This window comes from Streptomyces mashuensis (genome assembly GCF_014654785.1).
GTDB classification, from domain to species: Bacteria; Actinomycetota; Actinomycetes; order Streptomycetales; family Streptomycetaceae; genus Streptomyces; species Streptomyces mashuensis.
The window spans coordinates 371,259-396,275 of record NZ_BNBD01000005.1 but is presented as its reverse complement, the minus strand read 5'-3'; the positions used below and the strand labels follow the sequence as shown (position 1 = coordinate 396,275).

Below are 25,017 nucleotides of genomic sequence, written 5' to 3'. Positions count from 1 at the left end.
TCGTCTAAGGGGACGGGGCCAGGGTGCGCACGACGTCGAACTCGTTGCCCTCGGGGTCGGCCATCACCACCCAGCTCTGGCCGGGCTCCCGGCCCACGTCCGCCTTTGTGGCGCCGAGGGCGACCAGCCTGGCCACCTCGTCGGCGGTGCTGCCGTCGATCGGGCTGACGTCCAGGTGGAGCCGGTTCTTCACGGTCTTGCCCTCGGGCACCTTGATGAAGAGCAGGGTGGGCGGCATCTGGCGGGCCCGGACCTCCTCGACGGTCGGCTCCCAGGAACCGATCTCGACCTTGCCCTCGCTCCGGTCGATCACCTTGAAGTCCAGGACCGCGCACCAGAAGGCCGCGAGCCGCTCCGGATCGTGGCAGTCGACAACCAACTCGGTGAACCTACTGGTCATTGCTCCCCCAGGCAGTGCGGACGGGGGCTCAGCCTATGTGACCGAGCCCCCCTCCGGGCCGGGCTCTACACCACCAGCGACAGCAGGAGCACGCAGCCCAGGCCGACGACGGAGATGACGGTCTCCATCAGGGACCACGTCTTCACCGTCTGCCCCACGCTCATCCCGAAGTACTCCTTCACCATCCAGAACCCGGCGTCGTTGACGTGCGAGAAGAACAGCGAGCCCGCGCCCACGGCCAGCACGAGCAGTGCGGCGTGGGCGCTGCTCATGTCGGCGGCCAGCGGGGCGACGAGCCCGGCGGCGGAGATGGTGGCGACGGTGGCCGAGCCGGTGGCGAGCCGGATGCCGACGGCGATGAGCCAGCCGAGCAGCAGGGCGGGGACGGACCAGTCCTCGGAGACGTCGAGGATCATCCGGCCGACGCCGGCGTCGACGAGCGTCTGCTTGAAGCCCCCGCCGGCGCCGACGATCAGCAGGATGCCGGCGATGGGCGCGAGGGCCTTCTCCACCGTGCCGGAGATCCGGTCGCGGCCGATGCCGGCGGGCCGGCCGAGGGTGAACAGCGCGGTGAGGACGGCCGCGAGGAGCGCGACGAGCGGCGAGCCGACGACGTCGGCGACGCGCTGCACGTGGCTGTGCGGGTCGTCGACGACGACGTCGGTGAGCGCCTTGGCCAGCATGAGGACGACGGGCAGCAGCACCGTGGCGACGGTGGCGCCGAAACCGGGGCGGCGCTCGGGCCGTTCGCCGTCCGTCGTCTCCAGGGCGAGCTTCTCCGGTGGGGTGACGTCCACCCAGCGGGCGGCGTACCGGGAGAAGAGGGGGCCGGCGACGATCGCGGTGGGGACGGCGACCAGCACGCCGAAGGCGAGGGTGAGGCCGAGGTCGGCGCCGATGGCGTCGATCGCGGCGAGCGGCCCGGGGTGCGGCGGCACGAGGCCGTGCATGACGGAGAGGCCGGCGAGGGCGGGGATGCCGATGCGCATCAGGGCGTGGCCGCCGCGCCGGGCCACGAGCAGGACGACGGGGATCAGCAGCACGATCCCCACCTCGAAGAAGAGCGGCAGCCCGATGACGCCGGCGATGAGCACCATCGCCCACGGCATGGAGCGGGTGCCGGCCCGCGCCAGGATCGTGTCGACGATCTGGTCGGCGCCGCCGGAGTCGGCCAGCAGCCGGCCGAGGACCGAGCCGAGCGCGATGAGCACACCGACGCCGGCGACCGTGCTGCCGAGGCCGGCGGTGAACGACGCGATGACCTTGTCGAGCGGGGCGCCCGCGACGGCCCCGAGGACGAGGGTGCCGATGGTGAGGGAGAGGAAGGCGTGCAGCTTGAGGCGGGTGATGAGGAGGACGATGACGGCGATGCCGACGAGGACGGCTATGCCCAGCTGTGCGTGGCCCGCCGAGGTGATCGGTGCGATCGTTCCGGTGGGGGCCGCGGCCGGCATCTCGACGCTGAGAATGCTCACGGGGCTCCTAGGGGAGGGGATCAAAGGGGGGTGCGCCCCTTACGGGAGGGCGTCCCTTAAAGGGAGGGCGGCACTTAAAGGGCGCGCAGGGCCGCGACCGCCTGTGCGGCGACGGCCTCCGGCCCGGCGGTGACGTCGACGCGCAGGCCCGTCTCGTCGTCCTCCAGGGGTTCGAGGGCGGCGAACTGGGAGTCCAGCATGCGGGCGGTCATGAAGTGACCGGTGCGTGCGGCCATGCGGTGGGCGATGAGGTCCCGGTCGCCGGCGAGGTGCAGGAAGAACAGCTGCGGCGCGACGGCGCGCAGCCGGTCGCGGTAGGCGCGCTTGAGCGCCGAGCAGCTGACGACGCCGCCCCGCCCGGCCCGCGCGGCGGCCCACTGCCCGACGGCGTCGAGCCAGGGGGCGCGGTCGGCGTCGTCGAGGGGGGTGCCGGCGGACATCTTGGCGATGTTGGCCGCGGGGTGGAAGTCGTCACCCTCGGCGTAGGGGACGCCCAGGGCGCCGGCCACCAGCGGGCCGACGGTGCTCTTGCCCGTACCGGCGACGCCCATGACCACGACGACGGGAGGGTGGGCGGCGGTCATGGGTACCTCGCTGTCCTGGACCGGGGGTGGTGCGGTGCTGCTGCGTCTGCGTCTGCGTCGTTCACTGAAACGCAACATGTACGACGTATTCAAGCCTCGTGATTAAAACGTCATACTTAATTGCCGGTGGGGCGGGACCGTAGGCTGATCCCATGGACAAGGAGCAGGGCGGACAGGGGCAGCACGCGCGCGTGCTGGACGCCCTCGGGCCCGCGATCACGGCGGGCGACTACCCGCCGGGCAGCGTGCTGCGCACCGACGAGCTGGAGCAGCGCTACGCGGTGAGCCGTACGGTCGTCCGCGAGGTCATACGGGTCCTGGAGTCCATGCACCTGGTCGCCTCCCGGCGGCGCGTGGGCGTGACCGTGCTGCCCGCCGAGGAGTGGAACGTCTACGACCCCCGCGTCATCCGCTGGCGCCTGGCCGGCCCGGACCGGCCCCGCCAGCTGCGGTCCCTGACCGTGCTGCGCTCGGCGGTCGAGCCGGTGGCGGCCGGCCTGGCCGCGCGGCTGGCCACGCCGGAGCAGTGCGCCGAGCTGACCTCGCACGCGCTCGGCATGGTCGCCACCTCGCGCGGCCGGCAGCTGGCCGAGTACCTGGTGCACGACGTCGCGTTCCACCGCGTGATCCTGCGCGCCTCCGGCAACGAGATGTTCGCGAGGCTCGGCGACGTGGTGGCGGGCGTGCTGACGGGCCGGACGCAGCACGGCGTCATGTTCGCCGACCCCGACCCGGCGGCGGTGACGCTGCACGTAAGGGTGGCGGAGGCGGTGCGGGAACGGGACGCGGAGCGGGCGGAGTCGCTGACGCGCGAGATCGTGACCGGGGCGATGGCCGAACTGGACGTCCTGGCGCCGTAGCCCACGGCCCCTCAGCGGGGCCGGCCGGCGGGCCACCGTTCGTACCAGCGCCGGTCCTCCTCCAGCTGGGCGGCGAGGGAGAGGAGCAACGGCTCGCTGTTGGACGGCCCGAGCAGCTGGGCGCCGAGCGGCAGCCCGTCGTCGGTGAACCCCGACGGCACGCTGAGGGCCGGCCAGCCCAGGACGTTCCACGGCCACGCGTAAGGACAGGCCGCGGTCATACGGGCGTTGGTGTCGCGGGCGCTCAGCCCGTCCAGCTCGCCGGTGCGCAGCGGTGGTACGGCCGTGGTCGGCGTCAGGACGGCGTCGAACCGCCAGAACAGCTCGCTGAGCCGGCGCCGCAGGGGCGCTTCGGCGGCGCGCGCGACCCTCAGCACTCCCCCGCCGAGCAGCATTCCGCCGCGCGCGTTGGCGTGCGTCCGGGCGTCGAGGAGCGCCCGGTCGGGCACGCGGGCCGTCCAGTCGCGCACACCGGCCATCGACCGGGGCACGAAGGTGAGCCCGATGGGCCCGTAGCGCGGGTTCTCCTCCACCACTTCGTGGCCCAGCGCCTCCAGCCGTTCGGCGATGCCGAGGGTGGCGGCGCGCACGGCGGGGTGCAGCCAGTGCCGCACGGCGGCGAAGGCCGGCCGCAGCGCCAGCACGATCCGCAGCCGCCGTCTGGGCCCGTGCCCGGCCGCGGCGACGACGTCGACGGCGGGCGGCCGGTGCAGGTCGCCGTCGTGCGAGCCACTGGCGGCCTGGAGCAGGAGCGCGGCGTCGGCGACGGTACGGGCGAGGGGGCCGTGACAGGTGATGCCGCGGAACGCCTCGCGCTCGGGCCAGGTGGAGATGCGGCCGCGCTGCGGCTTGATGCCCACGAGGTGGGTCCAGGCGGCGGGGATGCGGATGGAGCCGGCGCCGTCCGAGCCGAGCGCGGCCGGCACGAGCCCGGCGGCGACGGCCGCTGCCGACCCGCCGGAGGAACCGCCGGGCGAGTGCTCCAGGCTCCACGGGTTGCGGGTGACGCCGAAGGCGGTGCCGTGGGTGACGGGCCACTGGCCCAGCTCCGGCGTGTTGGTCTTGCCGACGACGACGGCGCCGGCGGCCCGTAATCGGCGCACCGCCTCGCTGTCGGCCTTCTTCGCCGGGAAGCGGCCGGGGCAGCCGAACGCGGTCGGTTCCCCCGCCACGTCCATGTCGTCCTTCACCGCCACCGGCACGCCGAGCAGCGCGGCCCGCTCCCCCGCGGCCAGCCGCCGGTCGGCCTCGTCGGCCTCGCGCAGCGCCGCCTCGGCCCGCACGACGCGGAAGGCATTGAGGGTGTGCCGGGTCGCCTCGATGCGCCGCAGGGACCGCTCGACGAGTTCCCTCGACGACACCTCGCCCCGGGCCAGCGCCCCGGCCTGCTCGCCCAGCCCCTCCCACACGCCACCGGCCGCCGCGGCGCTCGGCAGCCCGCTCATGGAACCGGTCACCGATTCCCTCCCCTCACCACCCGAACACACCTTGACGGCACAGTAGTTGCCCGCTACGGGCGGTCGGGAACCGCGCTGGACCCGTAGGGGACACAACCGGGGACATCCCCGATGGCAACGCGCTTCCCGGCGGCAAGACTTGGGCGCATGAACCTCACGCAGCGCACCGCGCTCACGCTGGCTCTCTCGTCCGCGGCCGTCGTGACCGCCTCCGTCCTCACCGTGCCCACGGCCACGGCCGCGACGGCCGCCCCCGCCGGGCCCGCGGGCAGCTCCCTCTCCTGGAAACCCTGCCCGGCGGATCTGGGCGGCACGGCCGGCACCGAGTGCGCCGACCTGTCGTTACCTCTCGACTACCGCGCACCGGATGGCCCGCAGGTCACCATCGCCGTGTCACGGCTGCGCAGCGACCGGCCGGAGGCGCGACGGGGAACGCTGATGGTCGTGCCCGGCGGGCCCGGCGGCTCGGGCCGGGAAAGGCTGGCGCGCAGGGGCGCGCAGCTGCAGGCGGCCACCGGCGGCGCCTACGACCTGGTCAGCCTCGACCCGCGCGGCGTCGGCGGCAGCACCCACGCCGGCTGCGGCCTGGAGAAGGACGACCTGGAACTGACGCACCTGCGGGCCTGGCCGGCCGCCGACGGCAGCATCGACGCCAACGCCACCCGGGCCCGGCGCATCGCCGACGCCTGCACCCGCAACGGCGGCGCGATGCTCCGCTCCCTCAGCACCGCCAACGAGGTCCGCGACATCGACAGCATCCGTCAGGCCCTGGGCGAGAAGAAGCTGTCCCTGTGGGGCACCTCGTACGGGACGTACGTGACGGCGTCCTACGCCCAGACCCACCCCGGCCGCACCGACCGGGTGCTGCTCGACAGCACCGGCGACCCCGACCCGTCCCGCGTCGGGCGCGGCTGGCTGGCGAACATGGCCGGCGGGGCCGACGACCGCTTCCCCGACTTCGCCCGCTGGGCCGCCGACCCGGCCCGCGACCGCCGGCACCGCATCGCCGAACGCCCCGAAGACGTGCGCGGCGTCGTCCTCGCCGTGGCGCGCAAGCTCGACCAGGCGCCCGAGCAGGACGCCGCGGGCCGGCCGCGGCTCACCGGCAACCGGCTGCGGGAGGCGCTGCTGCAGTCGCTCTACAGCGACGCGGCGTTCGCCGACGTCGCCCGGCTCGTCGTCACCGCCCGGGACGCCGGTGACACCCCCGTCCCCTACGACCCGGTGTACCTGCCGGACTCGGACGCGGCCGTGTTCCTCGGCGTCGTCTGCAACGACGTCCGCTGGCCCCGCTCCCTGCCGTCCTACGCCCGCGCCGTCGCCGAGGACCGGCGCGCCCACCCGCTCACCGCGGGCATGCCGGTCAACGTGGAGGCCTGCGCCTTCTGGCCCGACGGGCCGGCCGACAAGCCCGTCCGCATCACACCGCAGGGCCCGTCGAACGTCCTCATGGTGCAGAACCTCCGCGACCCCGCCACGCCCCACCGCGGCGCCCTGAAGATGCGCGAGGCCCTCGGCGACCGGGCCCGCATGGTCTCCGTCGACGCCGGTGGCCACGGCGCCTACCTCGCCTCGCGGGACACCGACGGCCCTGCGCGCGAGTGCGCCGACCGGCTCGCCACCGCCTTCCTGAAGGACGGCATACGCCCGGACGGGGACACCCTCTGCCGCTGACGCCGGACGAGGCCGGACGGCTTCAGAAGAGCTGTTGCTGTCCCTCCATCTCCGGCTCCTCCGGGTCGAACAGCCGCGGCTCGGTCGCCAGCAGCGGCGCCGAGCGGCGGGACCCGGGGCAGGAGACGAGCTCGAAGGAGAAGGCGGGCCGCCGGCCCGGCGGGTCGTGGCGGGCGTAGCGACCGCCGACGACGGCGATCTCGCGGGCGCAGACGGGACAAGCACGGCGGGGTGAGGACATACCCACCAGTGTCCCCCACCCGGCGGCGCCCCGGGCACGCTCAGAGGGCCTCGGCCGGCGTGTGACTGCCCCACACGTCCCGCAGCGCGCCGCAGACCTCGCCCACCGTGGCCCGCGCGCGCAACGCCTCCTTCAACGGTGGGAGGACGTTCCGCGAGGGGTCGCGGGCGGCGTCGCGGAGCACGTCCAGGGCCGCCGCGACCGCCGTGCCGTCCCGTTCGGCGCGCAGCCGGGCGAGCCGTTCGCGCTGCCGGGTCTCGATGGCGGGGTCGACGCGCAGGGGCTCGTAGTGCTCCTCCTCGTCGAGCCGGAAGCGGTTGACGCCGACCACGACGCGTTCGCCACGTTCGGTCTCCTGGGCGACGCGGTACGCGTTGCGTTCGATCTCGGCCTTCTGGAAGCCCTGCTCGATCGCGGCGACGGCACCGCCGCGCCCCTCCACCTCGTCCATCAGTTCCAGGGCGGCGAACTCCAGCTCGTCGGTCAGGGACTCGACCACGTACGACCCCGCGAACGGGTCGACCGTCGCGGGCACATCCGTCTCGTACGCGAGCACCTGCTGGGTGCGCAGGGCGAGCCGGGCCGCCTTGTCGCTGGGCAGGGCGAGGGCCTCGTCGAAGGAGTTGGTATGGAGCGACTGGGTACCGCCGAGCACGGCCGCCAGGGCCTGCACGGTGACGCGCGCCAGGTTCACCTCGGGCTGCTGCGCGGTGAGCTGGACCCCGGCCGTCTGGGTGTGGAAGCGCAGCATCTGCGACTTGGGGTCGTGCGCACCGAACTCGTCCCGCATGATCCGCGCCCAGATACGTCGGGCCGCGCGGAACTTGGCCACCTCCTCCAGCAGCGTCGTACGGGCGACGAAGAAGAAGGAGATGCGCGGCGCGAAGTCGTCCACGGCCATGCCCGCGGCGACGGCCGTCCGGACGTACTCCACGGCGTCGGCCAGCGTGAAGGCCACTTCCTGCGCGGGCGAGGCCCCCGCCTCGGCCATGTGGTAGCCGGAGACGGAGATGGTGTTCCAGCGCGGCAGCTCGGTCCGGCAGTAGGCGAAGATGTCGGCGGTCAGCCGCAGCGACGGCTTGGGCGGGAAGATGTAGGTGCCCCGCGCGATGTACTCCTTGAGCACGTCGTTCTGGACGGTGCCCGTCAGCCGGTCGCCGGGCACGCCCTGTTCCTCGGCCACCAGCTGGTAGAGCAGGAGCAGCACGGCCGCCGGGGCGTTGATGGTCATGGAGGTGGAGACCTCGCCGAGCGGGATGCCGGCGAAGAGCTCGCGCATGTCCTCGACCGAGTCGACCGCCACGCCGACCTTGCCCACCTCGCCGCTCGCCAGGGGCGCGTCGGAGTCGTGGCCCATCTGGGTGGGCAGGTCGAAGGCGACGGACAGGCCGTGCCCGCCGTGCTCGATGAGCTGCCGGTAGCGGGCGTTGGACTCGGCGGCCGTGCCGAAGCCGGCGTACTGCCGCATGGTCCAGGGCCGGCCCGTGTACATGGTGGGGTGGATGCCCCGGGTGAAGGGGAAGGAGCCGGGCGTGCCGAGCCGGTCGGCGGGGTCCCAGCCGGCGAGGTTCTCCGGGCCGTACACAGGCCGGATCGGCAGTCCGGACTCGGTCGATCGCGCCATGGGCCTCTCGCCTCCCGCTCTCCGCTCGGCGGTGGGCCCCGGTCGCAGGCTCGGGGGCCCCGCTTGGACTGTAGCGGCCGGAGCTGCGGGACCCGGCGACCCACACGCGTACGGCGCGGGAGGGGCGCGGGCAGGACCGGGGGAGGAGCCCTGCCCGCGCCGACGCGCGGAGCCGACGGTATGGGGGGAACTCCGGCTCCTGCGCAGCCGATGACCAGTCGGCTCACTCCCTACAGCGCCGTGCTCCCCGAAAACGTCACACCCGGCAGTTGCGGCAGCCCCGGCAGCCCCGCCTGGGGGCGGGAGCCGGGGGTGGAACGGGGGTTCGAGCCGCCGCGGCCGCCGCCGTTGCGGGCGATGTCGCCCTCGTCGCCGTCCCCGTCGTCGCCCTCGGCGGCGAGCAGCCGCTCGCAGTACGCGCGGACGCCGGCCGCACCGCCGGCGCTGCGTTCGAGGGTGCGGGCGTCCTCGTCGTCGAGGCCGCCGCCGCGGCGCTTGCTCTGTTGGAGGAAGGTCTGGCAGAGCCGCACAGCCAGGGCGCGGGCCGGGTCGGCGGTGGCGGGACCGCCCTTGTCGGTGCCGCCGTCGTGGGGCGGGGTGGCCGAGGAGCCGTGGTCCGGTTCGTGGTCCGGGTCGCCGGGCGTGGCGGTGCCGCCGGTGCTGCCGGGGCCGGGGGTGCCGGTGGCGCCGGGGGTGCGGTAGGGGCGCGGGGTGCCGGAGGCGCCGGGCGTGGGGCTGCCCGGGGTGCCGGGGTGCGGGGTGGTGCTGCGGCCCCCGTCGGTCTCCGCGGCCGTGGGCAGGCCGGCGGCGGGCGCGGCGGCCTGCCGGCCGGGGCTGCGGAAGGGGCTGGGCAGCACCCCGGTGCCGGCGGCCACGGCCACACCGCCGACGGCGCACCCGGCCAGGGTGAGTGCCAGGGCCGCCCTGGCGGGCCGCCGCAGGCGGAACCGTGCCTTGGCGGGGCGGGCGGTGGCGGCGGCCCGTGCGACGCGGGCCTCGCGGAACGCGGCGAGCGCGGCCTCCTCCCCGGGCAGCGGCTCGCTCCCCGGCCCGGCGGCCACGTGCGCGGGCGTACGCAGCACCCGCAGCGCAGCCTCCAGCCGCGCCGCACCGTCCACGCCACCCACGCCGTCCGCACCGGCGTCCGTGCCACACGAGGGGGAAGGGGAGGCGGGGGTGGGGGTGGGGGTGGGGGCGGGGGGGATGAGCGGAGAGCCCGTCAGCAGCCGCTCTGCGGCAGCGTCATCCAGCCAGTCGTACCGGTGGTCGTCCGCCATCACATGTCCTTCTGCGTCCGCGCGCGCATTTGCGTCACACCGGCAGAAGCGTTGTGTCCGCTTGCTCCGGTGGGGGGCCGGCGCCGCCCTGCGGCGGCTTCGGTGCCGCCCCCGGTCACCAGCTCGGCCAGCCGCCGCAGGCCCCGGTGGGCGGCGGTCCGTACCGCGCCGGGGCGCTTGCCCAGCACCCCGGCGGCCGACTTGGCGTCCAGTCCCACGACCACGCGCAGCACCACGGCCTCGGCCTGGTCCTGCGGCAGCTGGGCGATCAGGGCGAAGGTGCGCCCCGTGCCGAGGGCCTCCAGGGCCTCGCCCGCCGTGTCGGCGTCGGCGGGGCGGCCGGCGAGTTCGCTGTCGTCCCCGCCGATGGCGGGGCGCCGGCCGCGCATGCGTATGTGGTCCAGTGCGCGGTTGCGGGCTATACGCGCGGCCCAGCCGCGGAAACGGTCGGCGTCGCCGGTGAACCGGTCGAGGTCGCGCGCTATCTGCAGCCACGCCTCGGACGTCACGTCCTCCGCGTCGGCGTCGCCGACGAGCGTACGGACGTAGCCGAGCAACCGGGGATGCACGGACCGGTAGACGGTCCGGAATGCCGTTTCGTCCCCGTCCTGCGCCGCGCGCACCGCGGCGGTCAGCTCAGCGTCGTCCCCCTGCACGCTCTCATCCTGCACCAATTGCCGTACCCGGGGTTCAGGAGCCCGCCGGACCGTTGCCGAAAGGATTCTGCGCAGGCGGCACAGGGGGTGCGGCCGGCGCACCGTACGGCGCCGCCGGCGCCGCCTGCCACCCCGCACCCGGACCACCCGGCACACCCGGCGCACCCGGACCCGCCGCGAGCCGCTGCCCCTGGAGACCCATCAGCTGGCGGACCACCAGAATGGCCAGCACACCCGCGACCGGGTACAGCACGCAGGCCACGTCGGAGATGAGCAGTCCCGTCTTCATCGTCTCGAGGGCGCTGCGCATCTCGTCCTCGTCGGCGAACGCGTTCGCCGCGCTCGCCGCCAGCTGAATGCCGGAGACGAAGCTGACGACCGCACTGACGCAGGCGGCCACCTGGACCGCCACCCACGCGGCCCACCAGCCGTTCAGCAGGCCCTTGGGCGCGCTCTGCGGGCCGCCCGGGGCGCTGGCCCGGTAGATGTCGTTGGCGATCTGCTTGGGGAACCAGAAGTTCACCACCGGCGTGAACCAGGCGCCGCCGGCCCAGCCGCGGGCCAGCCGCTGCGTGCCCGGCGCGAAGACCTCGGCGTTCCTCCGCATCCGGTAGAACCACATCGTCCACAGGATGATCGTCGGCACCATCACGAGGAAGCTGACGAAGCCCAGGACGGAGCTGAGGGTGTCCGCGTCGTTGACCTTCGTCGTCCAGTCGGCGACGCTGCTCTGCCCCAGCAGGTCGTCGTAGACCTCGCGCGCCCTGGCGTTGCCGTAGATGCCCACGGGCGACAGGAGCGCGTACACGCCCAGCAGCACCATCAGCGTCGTCGGCATGCCGCGGCGCAGGTCGATGCCGCCGGCCGGCGCCGGCACGGCCATGCCGGCCGGGCCCGGGTACGGCGCCATCGGCTGCTGCGGATAGGGCTGCTGCGGGTACGGCATCTGCTGCAACTGCTGCTGATACGTACCGCACGCGGCGCAGCGCCCGTCGGGGCCCACGGCGGTTGCGCGGCACCGACCGCACGGATACATCGCTTCTGACTCCAAGGCTCGTGGTCCGGGGCGTTCCGGTGCACGAGGGTAGACGCCTATGAGCGGGTGATACTACGCGCTCGGTGCGCGGGCCCCCACGGCGCGGCGGGTGTGACGGTTTCGCGACGTCCGGCGCTGTAAGGAGTGCGTACCCCGCCAGGGTCCGCAACGGGCGGGCGGCCGGGGCCTCTCCTGTGGGGGGTGGCGGCCCCGGCCGCTCTCCGTCCGTATGCGCACCGCTTTCTTGAGCCGGCCATCTCAGCCGGCCTTCCCAGCCGGCCTCTTCAGCCCGCTTCCACCATGCCGAGCCGGGCCAGCAGTTGGCGGAAGAGGTCCTCCACGCCCGGTTCCGGGTCGGCGGCGAGGACGTCCGCCAGTTCCGTCGTGTCGGCCGGGTGGCCGGCGGCCGCCGCCCAGGCGGCGCAGTGGGCGGCCGCGGCCTCGGGGCTGGGGAAGAGGTCGTCGAGGGCGAGTCCGGTGTCGGCCAGGTAGCGGGCCAGCGGCGTGCGGCCCAGGCACGCCGACCAGCAGGTGCCGCCGGGGCTGGCGCCGCCGAGCAGGGCGCAGTCGCTCTCCATGACGTACGCGGCCAGGGCGGGGGCGGCGGTCTGGTCGGCGAGGGTGCTGACGAGGGCGTCGATGCCGCCGCCGAGTCCCGGCCGGGCGTCCGGTTCACGGTGGGCGGGGTGGGCCCACAGCTGCCAGCCGCCGGCGAAGGACCCGGCGGGCAGGAGGTGTTCCCGGTTCGCGGCGAGGACCGGGCACTCGGTGAGGTCCCGGTCCTCGCCGCGGCCGACGAGCAAGTAGCCCCAGAAGCCCATGGCGTTCCCCTTCATCCGGTGCGTCGCGTCGGACGGTTCTGCGACGTACAGCGCGGGGACCGCCCCGCGCGTCACACCGGTCACGGGGTGCGGCGGCCTGCTCCTCCTCGTCCGCCTACTCCTCCTCGCCCGCGCCCTCCCCCGCGCCCTCGATGTCCTTCACCGACACGGTGAGGTCGTTGGTGACCGTGAAGTACGGCCGCAGTCGCGCCGTGCCGCGGGTGGCCGCCGGGAAGGTGTCGATGCCCTTGCGGTCGGCGAAGTCCCCGGCGATGCGGCCGACGCGGACGAGCGCGGCGCCCGCGGCGGGGCGCACGTACAGGTCCCACAGGTCCTGCTCCGCGCCGGTGCGCCGGCTCATGGGCTCCAGCGGCAGCGTGCCGGTGCCGCCCTGCTCCCCGCGCTCCAGGGGGGCGCGGACGTCGGCGGCGGCGCCGTCGCCGTGGCGCAGCCGGGCGACGAGTTCGCCGCCGTCGCCGAGCGGCGCGCCGTACGTCGTCACGGTCACGGTCACGCCGTCGTCACCGACGCGCACCTCGGTGGCCTCGGCGTGGCGTTCGCGCAGCCAGGTGCGGACGGCGAGGAAGCCGTCGCTGGTCTCGTACGGGACCCAGGCCGTGACGCCGTCGGGGGTCTGCTGCAGGTCGAGGCCGAGGAGGGCCTTCTGTTCGACGAGCGTGCCGAGGAGCCGGCGGCGGGTCTTGTCGCCGGAGCGTTCGGTGTACGCGTCCCAGCGGCCCTCGGGCAGGGCGTGTGCGGCGCGGTCGACGCGGACCTCCAGCCACTCCCCCGCGTCGCGGCGCTGCTTGGGCAGCGGCACGCGCACGGCTTCCTTGCCCTTGCTGCCGCGGTGCCGCAGCAGCAGGTGGGTGTCGGCGGCGGTGAGCTGGCCGGTGCGCAGGCGTACGGCGAGGGAGCCGTCGGCGGTGACGGTGCAGCGGGCGTCGGGGTGGGCGGCGTCGGCGGCCGGGGCGGGGGCGGCGGTGGGCTTGCGGTCGGTGCGGGCGCCGCCGAAGAGGCCGCGGAGCAAGCCGCCCTTCTTGGGGCGGGCGGTGGTGCAGCCCGGCCGCAGCTCTTCGAACAGCTGCTCGTAGCGCTGGGCGATGGCTTCGGGTTCGTAGCGGCGGGCGGCGGTGCGGGCGGCGGCGCCGAGGCGGGCGCGCAGCTCGGCGTCGCCGGTGAGGCGGAGCAGGGCGTCGGCGTAGGCGTCGACGGCGTCGCCCTCGTCGAGGGGGACGAGCAGGCCGTCGGTGCCGTCGGTGAGGATCTCGCGGGGGCCGTGCGGGCAGTCGGTGGCGACGACGGGGAGGCCGGCGTGCATGGCCTCGACGATGGTCATGCCGAAGGACTCGGCGTCGGAGGCGACGGCGGCGATGGCGCCCTTGGCCCATTCGGTCTCGATGGGCGAGCGGGCGCCCATGAGGGTGATGCGCTCGGCGAGGCCGAGCTCCTCGATCTGGCGGCGCAGCTTGGCCTTGGCGGGGCCGCGGCCGTAGATGCGGAGCCGCCACTCGGGGCGCTCGGCGGCGATCTTGGCGAAGGCGGCGACGAGGCGGTCGTAGCGCTTGACGGCGACGAGGCGGCCGGCGGAGACGATGAGCTTCGTGGTGCCGTCGGAGGGCTCGGCGGCGGGGGCGGGCACGGCGTTGGGGACGGCGAGGATGCGGGCGTGGGCGTCGGGCAGGGCCTGCCGGTAGTTGCGGGCGTCGGCCTCGGAGACGGTGGTGAAGGCGTCGAGGGCGGCGATCGCGGGGTCCATCACCTCGTGCAGCTCGGGCACGTGCGCCTCGTGGGTGAGGTGTTCCTGGCCGAGCCGCAGGTAGGGCCGGTCGGCGCCGTACGCGGCGAGGTAGCCGATGAGCTTGGGGCGGGTGGCGATGACGACGTCGGCGTCGGTGGTGGTGAGGTGGGCCTTGACGCGTTCGTCGGTGAGGGCGGTGGCGGCCATCCGGCCGTTGTCGATGCGCTCGTCGCGGAAGAGTTCGCTGGGCCGCTGGTTGAGGGGCGTGTCGTACTCGTCGCCGGCGGTGCCCTCGCGCAGGTCGACGAGGGGGGTGAGGCGGACGCGCGGGTCGAGGACGATCTCGGGCTCGTCGACGGGGCGGTTGACGCTGATGACGCGCACGTCGTGGCCGCGGGCCGCGAGGGCGGTGGCGAGGTTGACGGTGGAGCGGATGGTGCCGCCGATGCCGTACGCGTTGTGCAGCAGGAATTCGATCTTCATGGTGCCCTCGGGGTGCGGTGCCATCTGTTCCGGCGAGGGTAACGCCCCTGCGGGGGGCGCCTCCTCCGCCCCGTCCGCCCCCGAGGGCCGGGCAGGCGGCCGGCCGAGCGGGGTCAGGCGCGCCGGGTGGTCAGCCGCGCGCCTTCGCCACCAGCGCCGTGAAGTCCGTCCACGACAGCCCCGGCGTTCCCGGCGCCCACAGCTTCTGCGCCACCGCGGCCAGCGGCAGCCGGATGCCGGCCGCGACCTGGTCGGGGGTCTGGGCGTCAGCCCGGTCGCACCAGACGGCCAGGCGGCCGCCGCGGACGCGGTCCGGGCCCGACGTGGACGCCGCCACGGAGGCGGTGCCGCGCAGCACGCCCGGGGACCAGCCGCGGTAGATGCGCTCCCCGGTGGGATAGCGGAACTGGTTGGGCTCGCCGAGGACGTAGTACAGGTACTCGTCGTTCAGGTTGACCAGGGTCCGTCCCCCGTTCAGGTAGTCCTGCGGCGGCCGGGCCCCGTTCTCCTTCCCCGTCCAGTACTCGACTTCGATGGATGTGGCGGGCTTGACGACCCCGTCCGGGAAGAACCCGTCGTTCCACGCCTTGGCCGTCTTGCCCAGGCCGCGCACGACCGCCGCCCGGTCGTTGAGCCAGGCCGTGGCCAGGTCCTGCACCTTGCCCTTCGCCCCGTACCGCTGCCGGGCGAGGGCCGCCAGCCCCGGGTAGCTCGCCTGCGGGTCGTGGGCCATCAGCGCGCGGTACTCGTCGGCACCCAGGTGGAACCAGCGGCCCGGGAACAGCCCCGCGTACTCGCGCAGCAGGTCGTCGACGATGCGGCCCGCCTCCGGGTTGCCCACGTCCACCGCGCCCCGCGCCGCCTCGCCGGAGGCGTTGCGCAGCTGGAGGCCGGGGTGGGCCTTGATGACGGCGCCCAGGTGGCCCGGCGAGTCGATCTCCGGGACGACGGTGACGTGCAGCGCGGACGCCACGTCGAGGAGGTGCCGCACCTCGGCCTTGGTCAGGTGCTGCGCCGACACGACCTCCGGGTGCGAGTCGCTCGCGATGCGGAACCCCTGGTCGTCGGAGAAGTGCAGGCCCAGCTGGTTGAGCTTGAGGTCGGCCATCTCGCGGACGCGCGCCTCGATCCAGTCGGCGGCGAAGTGCTTGCGGGCGATGTCGAGGTTGAGGCCGCGCTGCGCCCGGTCGGGCGCGTCCTTGGCGACACCCTCGGACAGGCCGCCGCCGGTGCGGACCGCCTGGAGGACGGTACGGGTGCCGTAGAAGGCGCCGGCCTCGTCGGGGGCGGTGACCGTGGCGCGGCCGTCCCGGACGGTGAGCTCGTACGACTCGGGGCCGCCGGCCTGGCCGGGGCGGAGGGCCAGCTCGACGTCCCCGGCGCGGGCGGGCCCGTCGGCGGTGGTCAGGTGCAGCTCACCGGCGAGCCGCCGGGCCTCGTCGGCCAGCGGCCCGTCCTGGTCGGTGACCACGCGTGCGCCGGCGCCGGGGCGCCAGCCGGGGCCCTGCGCCTGGGTCCAGGAGCGCACGGCGGGCACCGTGCGCGGGGCACCCGGGGGCACGGCGGGGGGCGCGGCAGCCGCGGAGGAGCCGTCGCCCGTGGTGCCCCCGGCGGAGGAGGGCGCGGAGGCATGGGCCGAGCGCCCGTCGGAGCCGGTGGGCGCGGCGCCGGGGCCGCCGCCGCGCGGACAGCCCATCAGCGTCATCGTCGCCAGGAGGACGAAGGTGGCGACGGTCCCCCGGACGGCGGCGGCCCGGCCCAGCCGGAACCGACCCAGCTGAAAGCGGCCCAGCCGGAACCGACCCAGCCGGAATCCACCCAGCCGGAATGAACCGATCCGCACCCCTCCGACCCGGAACCGACCGATCCGGAAGCCGTGCGTCCGCCCGGCCGCCCCGACCGGCCCAGCCGACCGCACAGACCTGACATATAGTCCCATTGGAGCAAAACCTCCCCTTGGGTGCCTCAAGGGTGAAGATAGTGTTTTTCACCCGAAGCTCACGTCTTCCACGGCCGGACACGCCGGTGCGTTTCGGACAAGCCGGGACTGGTTGCCCGTACGGCCTAGGCCGTACGTGCCTGTTTGATCACACCTGACATACCCCGGGGGCCCGAAGCCACAAGGCGTCGCTACGATGGCCAGGGCCGGTGGACCGTACCCGGCCGGGCCCGACCGACAGTGAAGCCGGCAGGCCCTGATCCCCGCTCCCGGAGGGTTTTCCGTGCCGGCTGGAACGCTGTATCGCGGCCGGGAAGGCATGTGGTCCTGGGTGGCTCACCGAGTCACCGGCGTCCTCATTTTCTTCTTCCTGTTCGTGCACGTCCTCGACACCGCTCTCGTCCGTGTCTCTCCCGAGGCCTACGACGACGTCGTTGCGACCTACAAGACGCCCATCGTCAACGTGATGGAGTACGGCCTGGTGGCCGCCATCCTCTTCCACGCGCTCAACGGCCTGCGGGTCATCGCGGTGGACTTCTGGTCCAAGGGCCCGCGGTACCAGAAGCAGATGCTGTGGACCGTCGTGGGCGTCTGGGTCGTGCTGATGCTGGGCGCCTTCTACCCCGTGCTCCAGCACACGCTGCGCACGCTGTTCGGGAGCTGAGTCGTAGATGTCCGCTGAATCCCCCACCGCCGCCGGCGCCGTCTCCGACGCCGTGCCGCAGACCTCCCTGTACGACGTGGACAACCCCGCGCCCGTCATCGAGCCGCCGCGCAAGCGCACCAAGAAGACGCCCAAGACGACCCGCACGAACTTCGAGCTGTACGGCTGGCTGTTCATGCGCCTGTCCGGCATCCTCCTGGTCGTCCTGGTCCTCGGCCACCTGCTGATCCAGCTCGTCCTGGACGGCGGCGTGACCAAGGTCGGCTTCGCCTTCGTGGCCGGCCGCTGGGCCTCCCCGTTCTGGCAGGCCTGGGACCTCATCATGCTGTGGCTGGCGATGCTGCACGGCGCCAACGGCCTGCGCACGGTCATCAACGACTACGCGGAGCGGGACACCACCCGCTTCTGGCTGAAGATGCTGCTGTACACCGCCACGGTGTTCACCGTCCTGCTGGGCACGCTGGTGATCTTCACCTTCGACCCGAACATCCGCTAGAGCCGGGGCTGAGGCGCTAACTCATGAAGATCCACAAGTACGACACCGTCATCGTCGGCGCCGGCGGCGCCGGCATGCGCGCCGCCATCGAGGCGACGAAGCGCAGCCGCACCGCCGTGCTGACGAAGCTCTACCCCACCCGCTCCCACACCGGTGCCGCCCAGGGCGGCATGGCCGCGGCCCTCGCCAACGTCGAGGAGGACAACTGGGAGTGGCACACCTTCGACACGGTCAAGGGCGGTGACTACCTGGTCGACCAGGACGCCGCCGAGATCCTGGCGAAGGAGGCCATCGACGCGGTCCTCGACCTCGAGAAGATGGGCCTGCCGTTCAACCGCACCAAGGACGGCACGATCGACCAGCGCCGCTTCGGCGGTCACAGCCGCAACCACGGCGAGGCCCCGGTCCGCCGGTCCTGCTACGCCGCGGACCGCACCGGCCACATGATCCTCCAGACGCTGTACCAGAACTGCGTCAAGGAGGGCGTGGAGTTCTTCAACGAGTTCTACGTCCTCGACCAGCTGATCACCGAGGTCGACGGCGTCAAGAAGTCGGCCGGTGTGGTCGCCTACGAGCTGGCCACCGGCGAGATCCACGTCTTCCAGGCCAAGTCGGTCATCTACGCCTCCGGCGGCACCGGCAAGTTCTTCAAGGTCACCTCCAACGCCCACACCCTCACCGGTGACGGCCAGGCCGCCTGCTTCCGCCGCGGCCTGCCGCTGGAGGACATGGAGTTCTTCCAGTTCCACCCGACCGGCATCTGGCGCATGGGCATCCTCCTCACCGAGGGCGCCCGCGGCGAGGGCGGCATCCTCCGCAACAAGGACGGCGAGCGCTTCATGGAGAAGTACGCGCCCGTCATGAAGGACCTCGCCTCCCGCGACGTCGTCTCCCGCTCGATCTACACCGAGATCCGCGAGGGCCGCGGCTGCGGCCCCGAGGGCGACCACGTCTACCTGGACCTGACCCACCTGCCGCCGGAGCAGCTGGACGCCAAGCTCCCGGACATCACCGAGTTCGCCCGGACGTACCTCGGCATCGAGCCCTACACGGACCCGATCCCGATCCAGCCCACCGCCCACTACGCGATGGGCGGCATCCCGACCAACGTCCAGGGCGAGGTCCTCGCCGACAACGACACGGTCGTGCCGGGCCTGTACGCCGCCGGCGAGGTCGCCTGCGTGTCCGTGCACGGCGCCAACCGCCTGGGCACCAACTCGCTCCTCGACATCAACGTCTTCGGCCGTCGCGCCGGCATCGCCGCCGCCGAGTACGCCCAGAAGGCCGACTACGTCGAGCTGCCGGAGAACCCGGCCGAGTTCGTGGCCCAGCAGGTCGAGCAGCTGCGCAACTCCACCGGCAGCGAGCGCGTCGCCGAGCTCCGCCGCGAGCTGCAGGAGACCATGGACGCCAACGTCATGGTCTTCCGCACCGAGCAGACCATCAAGACGGCCGTCGAGAAGATCGCCGAGCTGCGCGAGCGGTACAAGAACGTCTCCGTCCAGGACAAGGGCAAGCGCTTCAACACCGACCTGCTCGAGGCCATCGAGCTGGGCAACCTGCTCGACCTGGCCGAGGTCATGGCGGTCTCGGCGCTGGCGCGCAAGGAGTCCCGCGGCGGTCACTACCGCGAGGACTACCCCAACCGCGACGACGTGAACTTCATGCGCCACACCATGGCGTACCGCGAGGTCGACTCGGACGGCAAGGATTCCATCCGCCTCGACTACAAGCCGGTCGTCCAGACCCGCTACCAGCCGATGGAGCGTAAGTACTGATGAGCACCGCGACTCTCGACAAGCCCGGCAGCGGGTCGCAGCAGGACGCCTCCCCGTACATCACGGTCGTCTTCCGCATCCGCCGGTTCAACCCGGAGGTCTCGGACGAGGCCACCTGGCAGGACTTCCAGGTGGAGATCGACCCGAAGGAGCGCGTGCTCGACGGTCTCCACAAGATCAAGTGGGACCTGGACGGTTCGCTGACCTTCCGGCGTTCCTGCGCGCACGGCATCTGCGGCTCCGACGCGATGCGCATCAACGGCAAGAACCGCCTCGCGTGCAAGACGCTGATCAAGGACATCAACCCGCACAAGCCGATCACGGTCGAGCCCATCAAGGGCCTCACGGTCCTCAAGGACCTCGTGGTCGACATGGACCCGTTCTTCCAGGCGTACCGCGATGTGATGCCCTTCCTGATCACCAAGGGCAACGAGCCGACGCGCGAGCGTCTGCAGTCCGCCGAGGACCGCGAGCGCTTCGACGACACCACCAAGTGCATCCTGTGCGCCGCGTGCACCTCCTCGTGCCCGGTGTTCTGGAACGACGGCCAGTACTTCGGCCCGGCGGCGATCGTCAACGCGCACCGCTTCATCTTCGACTCGCGCGACGAGGCCGGTGAGCAGCGGCTGGAGATCCTCAACGACAAGGACGGCGTGTGGCGCTGCCGCACCACGTTCAACTGCACGGACGCCTGCCCGCGTGGCATCGAGGTCACCAAGGCGATCCAGGAGGTGAAGCGCGCGCTCATCACGCGCCGCTTCTGATCCGCCGGTAGGTTCGTACGGTTCCGGGCCCGGCCCGCGCCACCAGGCGCGGGCCGGGCCCGTCCGCGTTGCCGGGCCCGGCCTTCGGGACTTGACCTTCACACCGGTGTCAAGGGAGAGCCTGGGTCCATGGCGAACCTTCCCGAGGGCTACCCGCCCCTGCACACCACCGTCCACGGCTCCGGCCCCGGCGTCCTCCTCGCGCACGGCGCGAGCGGCAACGTCCGGGACAACTTCGCGCCGCTGATCCCGGCGCTGGCCGAACGCCACACCGTGGTCGCCCCCGACTTCCCGGGCTCCGGTGCCACGCCGCGCGCCACCGCCCCGCTCACCGTCGACGGCCTCGCCGACGCGCTGGTGGCCGCCGCGGACGAGGTGGGCCTGGAGACGTTCACGCTGCTCGGCTACTCCATGGGCACCCTGGTGGCCGTCCGAGCGGCCGCCCGGTACCCGGAGCGGGTGCGCGGCCTCGTCCTCACCGCCGGCCTGGCGAAGGCCGACAACCGCGTCCTCGCCTCCATGGACCTGTGGCGGAGCCTGCTGGCGGCCGGCGACCTCCAGAGCTTCGCGCGGGTCGTGGCCCTGACCGGCTTCGGCGAGACGTTCTTCAACTCCGTGCCGGAGCAGGACCTCCAGGCGCTCTACGACGGCATCGCCGCGGGCGTCCCGGCCGGCACGCCCGAGCAGGCCGCGGTGGTCGCGGAGAGCGACACCACCGGCGACCTGCCGGGCCTGGCCGTGCCCACGCTCGTCGTCGCCACCGTGCACGACCTGCTGGTCTCCCCCGCCCTCTCCCGCGAACTGGCCGCCGGCATTCCCGGCGCGGAGTACGCGGAGCTGGGGTCGGGGCACGTCCCGGCGGCCGAACGGCCCGAGGAGTGGCGGAAGCTGGTGCTGGACTTCATCGGCCGCCACGGCCTGTAGGTGGTTCTACGGCGCGTCCGGCGGGCTGTCGTACGCCACGGTGTTCGCCGCCAGCTCCTCGGCGGTGATCTCCGTGGCCCAGCCCTCGGGTGGCTCCTGGTACGGGCTGCAGGAGCCGCACGCGGCGCAGGTCCAGCGGCCGTGGATGCCGTGCACGACGGCACCGCAGCCCGCACAGGTGTCGGTGGTGCAGTACGGATCGCCCGGCGCGGGGGCCGGGCGCCACGCTGGCTGTTCCATGCGTCCAGACTGCCACGCCGTCAGCGCGGGCGGCGGTCCGGCTTGATGATGGCGAGGCGGTGCGAGAGGTCCAGGGCCGACAGCTGGATGCGGCGCCCGTTCCAGTCGCGGGCCTGTGTCTGGTTCCAGGCGGGGCCCCGGCCGTCCGGGGCGGCGTTGCGGGCCTGCACGACGGCGCCGGACAGCGCGTCCCAGCTGGTGATCTCGTCGGCGTGGTGGTTCACCGTCCACGCCGCCTGGCCGCGGTGCCGGCGCAGGGCCTGCGCGATCTGACCCGGGATCACCTGGAAGCGTGCCCCTTCGGCGAGGGCGACCGCGAGGCGTTCGACGTGCTCGCGCAGGGCGTGGTTGCGGTTGCCCGTGCCGTTGTTGCCCCGCCCGTTGTCGGCCGCGGTGTCGGGACGGTGCCTGACGACGGTGCGCACGGCGTCCTGGAGGCCCCGGCGGTTGATCTGGAGCGCCTGCAGGTTGGCGTAGTTGACGTTCCAGGTCAGGTACGCCCGGCGGACGCCGGGGAGCACGGTGTTGTCCAGCATGGGTACCCGTCGTCCGTTGGGCACCTGGCGGCCCTCCGCGTCCCGCTGCCCCTCGGTGAAGACGTACAGGACGGGATCACGCTCCGCCCCCGGCCGCTCCACGTAGAGGCCGACCAGGTAGAGGTTGTCCCGCCGGAACACGCCCCGGACCCTGCCGCCGCCGATGGCGGCGTCGTCGGCGAGCCGGCCGATGTTGACCTGCTGTGCGCGACGGGGGTCCGGGTCGCGGATCAGCCGGCCGGCGCCGTGGTCGTGGAGGACGGCCTCGCCGCCCATGGCGTTGCGGATCGCCGCGACCGTACGGCTGTAGAGGTCGGCGTACTCCCTGTCGGTACGGTCCTGGGCCTGGGCCTGGGTCGTCGGGCCGGCGAGCACCGTGGCTGCCGTACCCGTTGCGGCCAGCACCGCCGCGAGGACCAGGGTGGCGGGGCGGCGCCTCCAGCGCGTCATGAGGGTGGTCACGTCGGTCACCTCACGCCCAGAACTCGAAGGTGGCCCGGCGGGTGCCGTTGGTGACGCGTCCGCCGTTGCTCCAGTAGACGGCCGTGTACTTCTGTCCCCGCTGGGGGGTCATGGCGACCAGTGTGGAGCCCACCGCGTCGCAGTCGTTCTTGGGGCAGGCCCACTCCCATGTCACGCGCTTCCCGTCGGCGCCGCCCTTCTTGATCTCGATCCAGTCCCATTCCTTGTACGGGTTGCGGCCGGACGGGGTGATCCACTGCACGCTCACGCCGCGGCCGCCGCCGGACTGACCGGGCAGCACGTCGTTGATGAGGTAATCGGTGTTCAGCTCGTCGGCGGCCACGGCCGCCGGCTCCTGCTTCGGCGCCGGGTCGGCCTGGGAACTGGCCGCCGTCGTCAGCAGGAAGACGGTGGCCGCCCCCGCGGCCACCAGAGAAGTCGTGCGCAGACGCAGGCTCTTGCGTAAACCGGACAAGGTTTTGCCTCCTGTGTCACTCGGCTGCCTTCACGCTACGGGGGGCGTGTTGACGTTCGTTGAACGCCGCATCAACACCCTCAGCGCGGGCGCGCGAAGCGCCGTGCCGCCAGGACGAGCGCCGTCACGCCGAGCGCCGCCGTCACGGCGAGTTCGGCGGCCGTCGAGGGGTGCCAGGCGGTGGGCCAGGCGGCGGGGGCGGCGGGGACGTGCGCGAGGTGGCCGGCCACCGGGCGGCGCAACAGGTCGACGGCGTACGTCAGCGGGTCGGCCAGGCACAGCACCGTGAGCCACGGCGGCAGCCCGGCGAGCGGGAACATGGCGCCGGACAGGAACAGCATGGGCATCAGCGCGAACCCCAGTCCCGCCTGGAACGTCTGCTGCCGGCTGACGGACACGGCGGCCATCGCCGTCAGCGCCGTCAAGGCCAGGGAGACCACGGCCAGTTCGGCGGTGAGCGCGACGGCGAGCCCGGGGCTCAGCGGTACGTGGGCGGTGCCGGCGAGGGCCATGACGAGGACGCCCTGGCAGGTGGCGACGGTGGCGCCGCCCGCGCACTTGCCCAGCAGCAGGCTGCCGCGGCGGACGGGGGCGACGAGCATCTCGCGCAGGAAGCCGGCCTCCCGGTCCCAGACGATGGACGCGCCCACGCCGATCGCCGGCATCTGCACGGTCATCAGCAGCACGCCGGGGAAGAGGTACGTGCGGTAGTCGCCGGCGCCCGCCGAGTCGGGCACGAGCGCGGCCAGTCCCGTACCGACGACCAGCAGGTAGAGGACGGGCTGGAGGAGGGTGAGGGCCAGCCGGCCGCGGTTGCGGAGCACGTGCATCATCTCGCGCTGCCACACGACGCGTACGGCGCGCAGTTCGTGGCGGGCGCCCCCGGGGCCCGGGCTCACCGGGTGCCGTCCGCGTCGCGGATCGTACGGCCGGTGCAGTGCAGGAAGACGTCGTCGAGGCTGGGCCGGGTGACGGTGACGGACAGCACCGGCACGCCGAGGCGGGCGCACAGCACGGGGACGAACGCCGCCCCGTCGGGCACGTGCAGCAGCAGCCCCTCCGGGTCGCGGCGCGCCGCCAGGCCGAACCGTTCGCCCAGTGCGGTCCGGGCGGCGGCGTCGTCCGTGGTGTGCAGGACGACGCGGTCGGTGCCGATGGCGGCCTTGAGGGCGGCAGGGGTGCCCTCGGTGACGATGCGGCCGTCGTCGATGACGGCGATGCGGTCGCAGTGCTCCGCCTCCTCCAGGTGGTGGGTGGTGAGGAAGAGGGTGACGGCCCGCTGCTGCCGCACCCGGTGGAGGTGGTCCCAGACCTGGGCGCGGGTCTGCGGGTCGAGGCCGACGGTGGGCTCGTCGAGGAAGAGCACGCGGGGCGCGTGCAGCAGGCCGCGGGCGATCTCCAGGCGGCGCTTCATGCCGCCGGAGAACGTGCGGACGAGGCTGTGGCGGCGGCCGTGCAGGCCGACGAGGTCGAGCATCTCGGCGACGCGGCGGCGCGCGGTGCGGTGCGGCAGCCCGTAGAGGTCCGCGTGGAAGCGCAGGTTCTCGGCGGCGGTCAGGTCGCCGTCGACGGTGAGGTCCTGGAAGACCAGCCCGATGCGGCGGCGTACGGCGGCGGGGTCGGCGGTGACGTCGGCGCCGGCCACGGTCGCCCGGCCCGCGGTGGGCCGGGCGAGGGTGCACAGCATCGCGATCGTGGTGGACTTCCCCGCCCCGTTCGGGCCGAGGAACCCGAAGGTCTCCCCGGCCCGCACGGTCAGGTCCACGCCGCGGACGGCCTCCACACCGGGGTAGCTCTTGCGCAGCCCCCGGGCGAGGACGCTGACGGAGGGAGCGGTGAGGCCGGCCCCGGCTGCCCCGGGCGCATCGCGCACGGACAGGTCCGTGAACCGTGCCTCACCGCTCATGGATCAGCCGCCTCTCACCCGGCGAAGGGGGAGTAGTACGGGTACGGAGCCGATCCGTCCATCCAGGCGCCCGGCGGGTATCCGCGCGTCACGTCTGTGAATTCGCCGGCGTCGACGAGGGCGGGGGGCTCGTAGGTCTCGTGCAGTTCCATGACGGTTCTCCTTCGGGAATGGGGTTTTTCAGCCGGCGGCGTAGCAGTACCAGGGCCCCGCGCCGGCGTCCTCGAGGTTGTAGCCGTACGTGCAGCCGTGGGTGAGTTCGGCGAAGTCGCCGATTTCGCGCAGCGCGGGCGGCTCGTAGATCTCGTGCTGTTCCATGGCGTTGTCCTTTCGGTTTCTCGCGGGGACGCGCCGGCTCAACCGGCAGCCAGGATGTACCAGACGTAGGGGAAGACCCCGTTCTCCATGACGTTGCCGGAGGACAGGCCCCGGGTGAGTTCGGCGAAGTCGCCGACCGGCACGAGCGCCGGTGTCTCGTACCTCCCCTGTTGTTCCATGACGTGT

27 protein-coding genes are annotated in these 25,017 nt (G+C 73.5%); 7 read left to right on the top strand and 20 right to left on the bottom strand.

What is annotated here, in order from left to right; translation table 11 throughout:
• Positions 1–4: 4 nt before the first annotated feature.
• The 3 genes from IE305_RS16080 to IE305_RS16070 form a co-directional block, all read right to left on the bottom strand.
• Entirely contained in the window at positions 5–400 is a 396-nt protein-coding gene (locus IE305_RS16080; RefSeq protein WP_190130243.1) for a VOC family protein, read from the bottom strand.
• A 65-nt stretch (positions 401–465) separates the two neighbouring features.
• Positions 466–1,875, bottom strand: coding sequence for a GntP family permease (locus IE305_RS16075; protein WP_190130242.1), 1,410 nt, complete (start codon positions 1,873–1,875; stop codon positions 466–468).
• 74 nt (positions 1,876–1,949) lie between these two features.
• Positions 1,950–2,459, bottom strand: a complete 510-nt coding sequence (locus tag IE305_RS16070) for a gluconokinase (protein WP_190130241.1) — start codon at positions 2,457–2,459, stop codon at positions 1,950–1,952.
• A 152-nt stretch (positions 2,460–2,611) separates the two neighbouring features.
• Between IE305_RS16070 and IE305_RS16065 the strand changes: the two genes are divergently transcribed.
• Positions 2,612–3,319, top strand: coding sequence for a FadR/GntR family transcriptional regulator (locus IE305_RS16065; RefSeq protein ID WP_190130240.1), 708 nt, complete (start codon positions 2,612–2,614; stop codon positions 3,317–3,319).
• An 11-nt stretch (positions 3,320–3,330) separates the two neighbouring features.
• On the opposite strand, the gene IE305_RS16060 is transcribed toward IE305_RS16065, so the two are convergent.
• Positions 3,331–4,764 (bottom strand): amidase, encoded by a 1,434-nt coding sequence (locus IE305_RS16060; RefSeq protein ID WP_190130350.1) that lies wholly within the window; start codon positions 4,762–4,764, stop codon positions 3,331–3,333.
• Between the two features lie 159 nt (positions 4,765–4,923).
• Between IE305_RS16060 and IE305_RS16055 the strand changes: the two genes are divergently transcribed.
• Complete coding sequence (locus tag IE305_RS16055) at positions 4,924–6,450, top strand: alpha/beta hydrolase (RefSeq protein WP_190130239.1); 1,527 nt, start codon at positions 4,924–4,926, stop codon at positions 6,448–6,450.
• Between the two features lie 22 nt (positions 6,451–6,472).
• Here the strand turns inward: IE305_RS16055 and IE305_RS16050 are convergent, their stop codons facing one another.
• The 8 genes from IE305_RS16050 to IE305_RS16015 form a co-directional block, all read right to left on the bottom strand.
• Entirely contained in the window at positions 6,473–6,691 is a 219-nt protein-coding gene (locus IE305_RS16050; protein ID WP_190130238.1) for a hypothetical protein, read from the bottom strand.
• 40 nt (positions 6,692–6,731) lie between these two features.
• Positions 6,732–8,315 carry an acyl-CoA mutase large subunit family protein gene (locus IE305_RS16045; RefSeq protein WP_190130237.1) on the bottom strand — a complete coding sequence of 528 codons (1,584 nt, stop codon included), beginning with the start codon at positions 8,313–8,315 and terminating at the stop codon, positions 6,732–6,734.
• A gap of 230 nt (positions 8,316–8,545) precedes the next feature.
• Positions 8,546–9,592 carry a hypothetical protein gene (locus IE305_RS16040; RefSeq protein WP_190130236.1) on the bottom strand — a complete coding sequence of 349 codons (1,047 nt, stop codon included), beginning with the start codon at positions 9,590–9,592 and terminating at the stop codon, positions 8,546–8,548.
• Positions 9,592–10,248, bottom strand: a complete 657-nt coding sequence (locus tag IE305_RS16035) for an RNA polymerase sigma factor (RefSeq protein ID WP_190130235.1) — start codon at positions 10,246–10,248, stop codon at positions 9,592–9,594. Before IE305_RS16035 ends, IE305_RS16040 begins: the two co-directional genes overlap by 1 nt.
• 34 nt (positions 10,249–10,282) lie before the next feature.
• A complete protein-coding gene (locus IE305_RS16030; protein ID WP_229891053.1) occupies positions 10,283–11,194 on the bottom strand; it encodes a DUF4328 domain-containing protein in 912 nt (303 codons plus the stop codon).
• Positions 11,195–11,568: 374 nt separating this feature from the next.
• Positions 11,569–12,189 (bottom strand): hypothetical protein, encoded by a 621-nt coding sequence (locus IE305_RS16025; protein WP_190130233.1) that lies wholly within the window; start codon positions 12,187–12,189, stop codon positions 11,569–11,571.
• Positions 12,190–12,220: 31 nt separating this feature from the next.
• On the bottom strand, positions 12,221–14,353 hold the full coding sequence (locus IE305_RS16020) for a glycosyltransferase (protein ID WP_229891023.1): 2,133 nt from the start codon (positions 14,351–14,353) through the stop codon (positions 12,221–12,223).
• A gap of 106 nt (positions 14,354–14,459) precedes the next feature.
• The gene (locus IE305_RS16015; RefSeq protein ID WP_229891052.1) at positions 14,460–16,025 is read right to left on the bottom strand and encodes a beta-N-acetylhexosaminidase; all 1,566 of its coding nucleotides are present in this window, start codon (positions 16,023–16,025) and stop codon (positions 14,460–14,462) included.
• Positions 16,026–16,551: 526 nt separating this feature from the next.
• Here IE305_RS16015 and sdhC point away from each other — a divergent pair.
• From sdhC to IE305_RS15990, 5 genes are all read left to right on the top strand, one after another.
• Positions 16,552–16,932 carry a succinate dehydrogenase, cytochrome b556 subunit gene (gene sdhC / locus IE305_RS16010; protein ID WP_190130232.1) on the top strand — a complete coding sequence of 127 codons (381 nt, stop codon included), beginning with the start codon at positions 16,552–16,554 and terminating at the stop codon, positions 16,930–16,932.
• A gap of 7 nt (positions 16,933–16,939) precedes the next feature.
• Complete coding sequence (locus IE305_RS16005) at positions 16,940–17,428, top strand: succinate dehydrogenase hydrophobic membrane anchor subunit (RefSeq protein WP_190130231.1); 489 nt, start codon at positions 16,940–16,942, stop codon at positions 17,426–17,428.
• 23 nt (positions 17,429–17,451) lie between these two features.
• Complete coding sequence (gene sdhA / locus IE305_RS16000) at positions 17,452–19,206, top strand: succinate dehydrogenase flavoprotein subunit (protein WP_190130230.1); 1,755 nt, start codon at positions 17,452–17,454, stop codon at positions 19,204–19,206.
• Complete coding sequence (locus IE305_RS15995; protein ID WP_190130229.1) at positions 19,206–19,970, top strand: succinate dehydrogenase iron-sulfur subunit; 765 nt, start codon at positions 19,206–19,208, stop codon at positions 19,968–19,970. The genes sdhA and IE305_RS15995 overlap by 1 nt, the downstream gene beginning before the upstream one ends.
• Before the next feature lie 129 nt (positions 19,971–20,099).
• The gene (locus IE305_RS15990) at positions 20,100–20,894 is read left to right on the top strand and encodes an alpha/beta fold hydrolase (RefSeq protein ID WP_190130228.1); all 795 of its coding nucleotides are present in this window, start codon (positions 20,100–20,102) and stop codon (positions 20,892–20,894) included.
• 6 nt (positions 20,895–20,900) lie between these two features.
• On the opposite strand, the gene IE305_RS15985 is transcribed toward IE305_RS15990, so the two are convergent.
• The 8 genes from IE305_RS15985 to IE305_RS15950 all read right to left on the bottom strand — a co-directional run bounded on the left by IE305_RS15985 (position 20,901) and on the right by IE305_RS15950 (position 25,010).
• The gene (locus IE305_RS15985) at positions 20,901–21,134 is read right to left on the bottom strand and encodes a hypothetical protein (protein WP_190130227.1); all 234 of its coding nucleotides are present in this window, start codon (positions 21,132–21,134) and stop codon (positions 20,901–20,903) included.
• 20 nt (positions 21,135–21,154) lie between these two features.
• A complete protein-coding gene (locus tag IE305_RS15980; RefSeq protein WP_190130226.1) occupies positions 21,155–22,132 on the bottom strand; it encodes a ribosome-inactivating family protein in 978 nt (325 codons plus the stop codon).
• 10 nt (positions 22,133–22,142) lie between these two features.
• Positions 22,143–22,607 (bottom strand): hypothetical protein, encoded by a 465-nt coding sequence (locus tag IE305_RS15975; RefSeq protein ID WP_190130225.1) that lies wholly within the window; start codon positions 22,605–22,607, stop codon positions 22,143–22,145.
• A gap of 80 nt (positions 22,608–22,687) precedes the next feature.
• Positions 22,688–23,506: an ABC transporter permease gene (locus IE305_RS15970; RefSeq protein WP_229891021.1), complete on the bottom strand. Its 819-nt coding sequence runs from the start codon at positions 23,504–23,506 to the stop codon at positions 22,688–22,690.
• The gene (locus IE305_RS15965) at positions 23,503–24,513 is read right to left on the bottom strand and encodes an ATP-binding cassette domain-containing protein (protein WP_190130224.1); all 1,011 of its coding nucleotides are present in this window, start codon (positions 24,511–24,513) and stop codon (positions 23,503–23,505) included. The genes IE305_RS15970 and IE305_RS15965 overlap by 4 nt, the downstream gene beginning before the upstream one ends.
• A gap of 14 nt (positions 24,514–24,527) precedes the next feature.
• Entirely contained in the window at positions 24,528–24,665 is a 138-nt protein-coding gene (locus IE305_RS15960; protein WP_190130223.1) for a lasso RiPP family leader peptide-containing protein, read from the bottom strand.
• Between the two features lie 28 nt (positions 24,666–24,693).
• Positions 24,694–24,831, bottom strand: coding sequence for a lasso RiPP family leader peptide-containing protein (locus IE305_RS15955; RefSeq protein ID WP_190130222.1), 138 nt, complete (start codon positions 24,829–24,831; stop codon positions 24,694–24,696).
• A gap of 38 nt (positions 24,832–24,869) precedes the next feature.
• Positions 24,870–25,010 (bottom strand): keywimysin-related RiPP, encoded by a 141-nt coding sequence (locus IE305_RS15950; protein ID WP_190130221.1) that lies wholly within the window; start codon positions 25,008–25,010, stop codon positions 24,870–24,872.
• Positions 25,011–25,017: the final 7 nt, after the last annotated feature.

Excerpts from the sequence above, each read along its gene's own strand:
- IE305_RS15950 (WP_190130221.1), bottom strand. The coding sequence starts at position 25,010 with ATGGAACAACAGGGGAGGTACGAGACACCGGCGCTCGTGCCGGTCGGC.
- IE305_RS15985 (WP_190130227.1), bottom strand. The coding sequence starts at position 21,134 with ATGGAACAGCCAGCGTGGCGCCCGGCCCCCGCGCCGGGCGATCCGTAC.
- IE305_RS16065 (WP_190130240.1), top strand. The coding sequence starts at position 2,612 with ATGGACAAGGAGCAGGGCGGACAGGGGCAGCACGCGCGCGTGCTGGAC.
- IE305_RS16005 (WP_190130231.1), top strand. The coding sequence starts at position 16,940 with ATGTCCGCTGAATCCCCCACCGCCGCCGGCGCCGTCTCCGACGCCGTG.
- IE305_RS15995 (WP_190130229.1), top strand. The coding sequence starts at position 19,206 with ATGAGCACCGCGACTCTCGACAAGCCCGGCAGCGGGTCGCAGCAGGAC.
- IE305_RS15990 (WP_190130228.1), top strand. The coding sequence starts at position 20,100 with ATGGCGAACCTTCCCGAGGGCTACCCGCCCCTGCACACCACCGTCCAC.
- IE305_RS16040 (WP_190130236.1), bottom strand. The coding sequence starts at position 9,592 with ATGGCGGACGACCACCGGTACGACTGGCTGGATGACGCTGCCGCAGAG.
- IE305_RS15965 (WP_190130224.1), bottom strand. The coding sequence starts at position 24,513 with ATGAGCGGTGAGGCACGGTTCACGGACCTGTCCGTGCGCGATGCGCCC.
- IE305_RS16080 (WP_190130243.1), bottom strand. The coding sequence starts at position 400 with ATGACCAGTAGGTTCACCGAGTTGGTTGTCGACTGCCACGATCCGGAG.
- IE305_RS16030 (WP_229891053.1), bottom strand. The coding sequence starts at position 11,194 with ATGCCGTACCCGCAGCAGCCCTATCCGCAGCAGCCGATGGCGCCGTAC.
- IE305_RS16050 (WP_190130238.1), bottom strand. The coding sequence starts at position 6,691 with ATGTCCTCACCCCGCCGTGCTTGTCCCGTCTGCGCCCGCGAGATCGCC.
- IE305_RS16060 (WP_190130350.1), bottom strand. The coding sequence starts at position 4,764 with ATGAGCGGGCTGCCGAGCGCCGCGGCGGCCGGTGGCGTGTGGGAGGGG.
- IE305_RS16055 (WP_190130239.1), top strand. The coding sequence starts at position 4,924 with ATGAACCTCACGCAGCGCACCGCGCTCACGCTGGCTCTCTCGTCCGCG.
- sdhA (WP_190130230.1), top strand. The coding sequence starts at position 17,452 with ATGAAGATCCACAAGTACGACACCGTCATCGTCGGCGCCGGCGGCGCC.
- IE305_RS15955 (WP_190130222.1), bottom strand. The coding sequence starts at position 24,831 with ATGGAACAGCACGAGATCTACGAGCCGCCCGCGCTGCGCGAAATCGGC.
- IE305_RS15960 (WP_190130223.1), bottom strand. The coding sequence starts at position 24,665 with ATGGAACTGCACGAGACCTACGAGCCCCCCGCCCTCGTCGACGCCGGC.
- IE305_RS16015 (WP_229891052.1), bottom strand. The coding sequence starts at position 16,025 with ATGGGCTGTCCGCGCGGCGGCGGCCCCGGCGCCGCGCCCACCGGCTCC.
- IE305_RS16020 (WP_229891023.1), bottom strand. The coding sequence starts at position 14,353 with ATGGCACCGCACCCCGAGGGCACCATGAAGATCGAATTCCTGCTGCAC.
- IE305_RS16070 (WP_190130241.1), bottom strand. The coding sequence starts at position 2,459 with ATGACCGCCGCCCACCCTCCCGTCGTCGTGGTCATGGGCGTCGCCGGT.
- IE305_RS16045 (WP_190130237.1), bottom strand. The coding sequence starts at position 8,315 with ATGGCGCGATCGACCGAGTCCGGACTGCCGATCCGGCCTGTGTACGGC.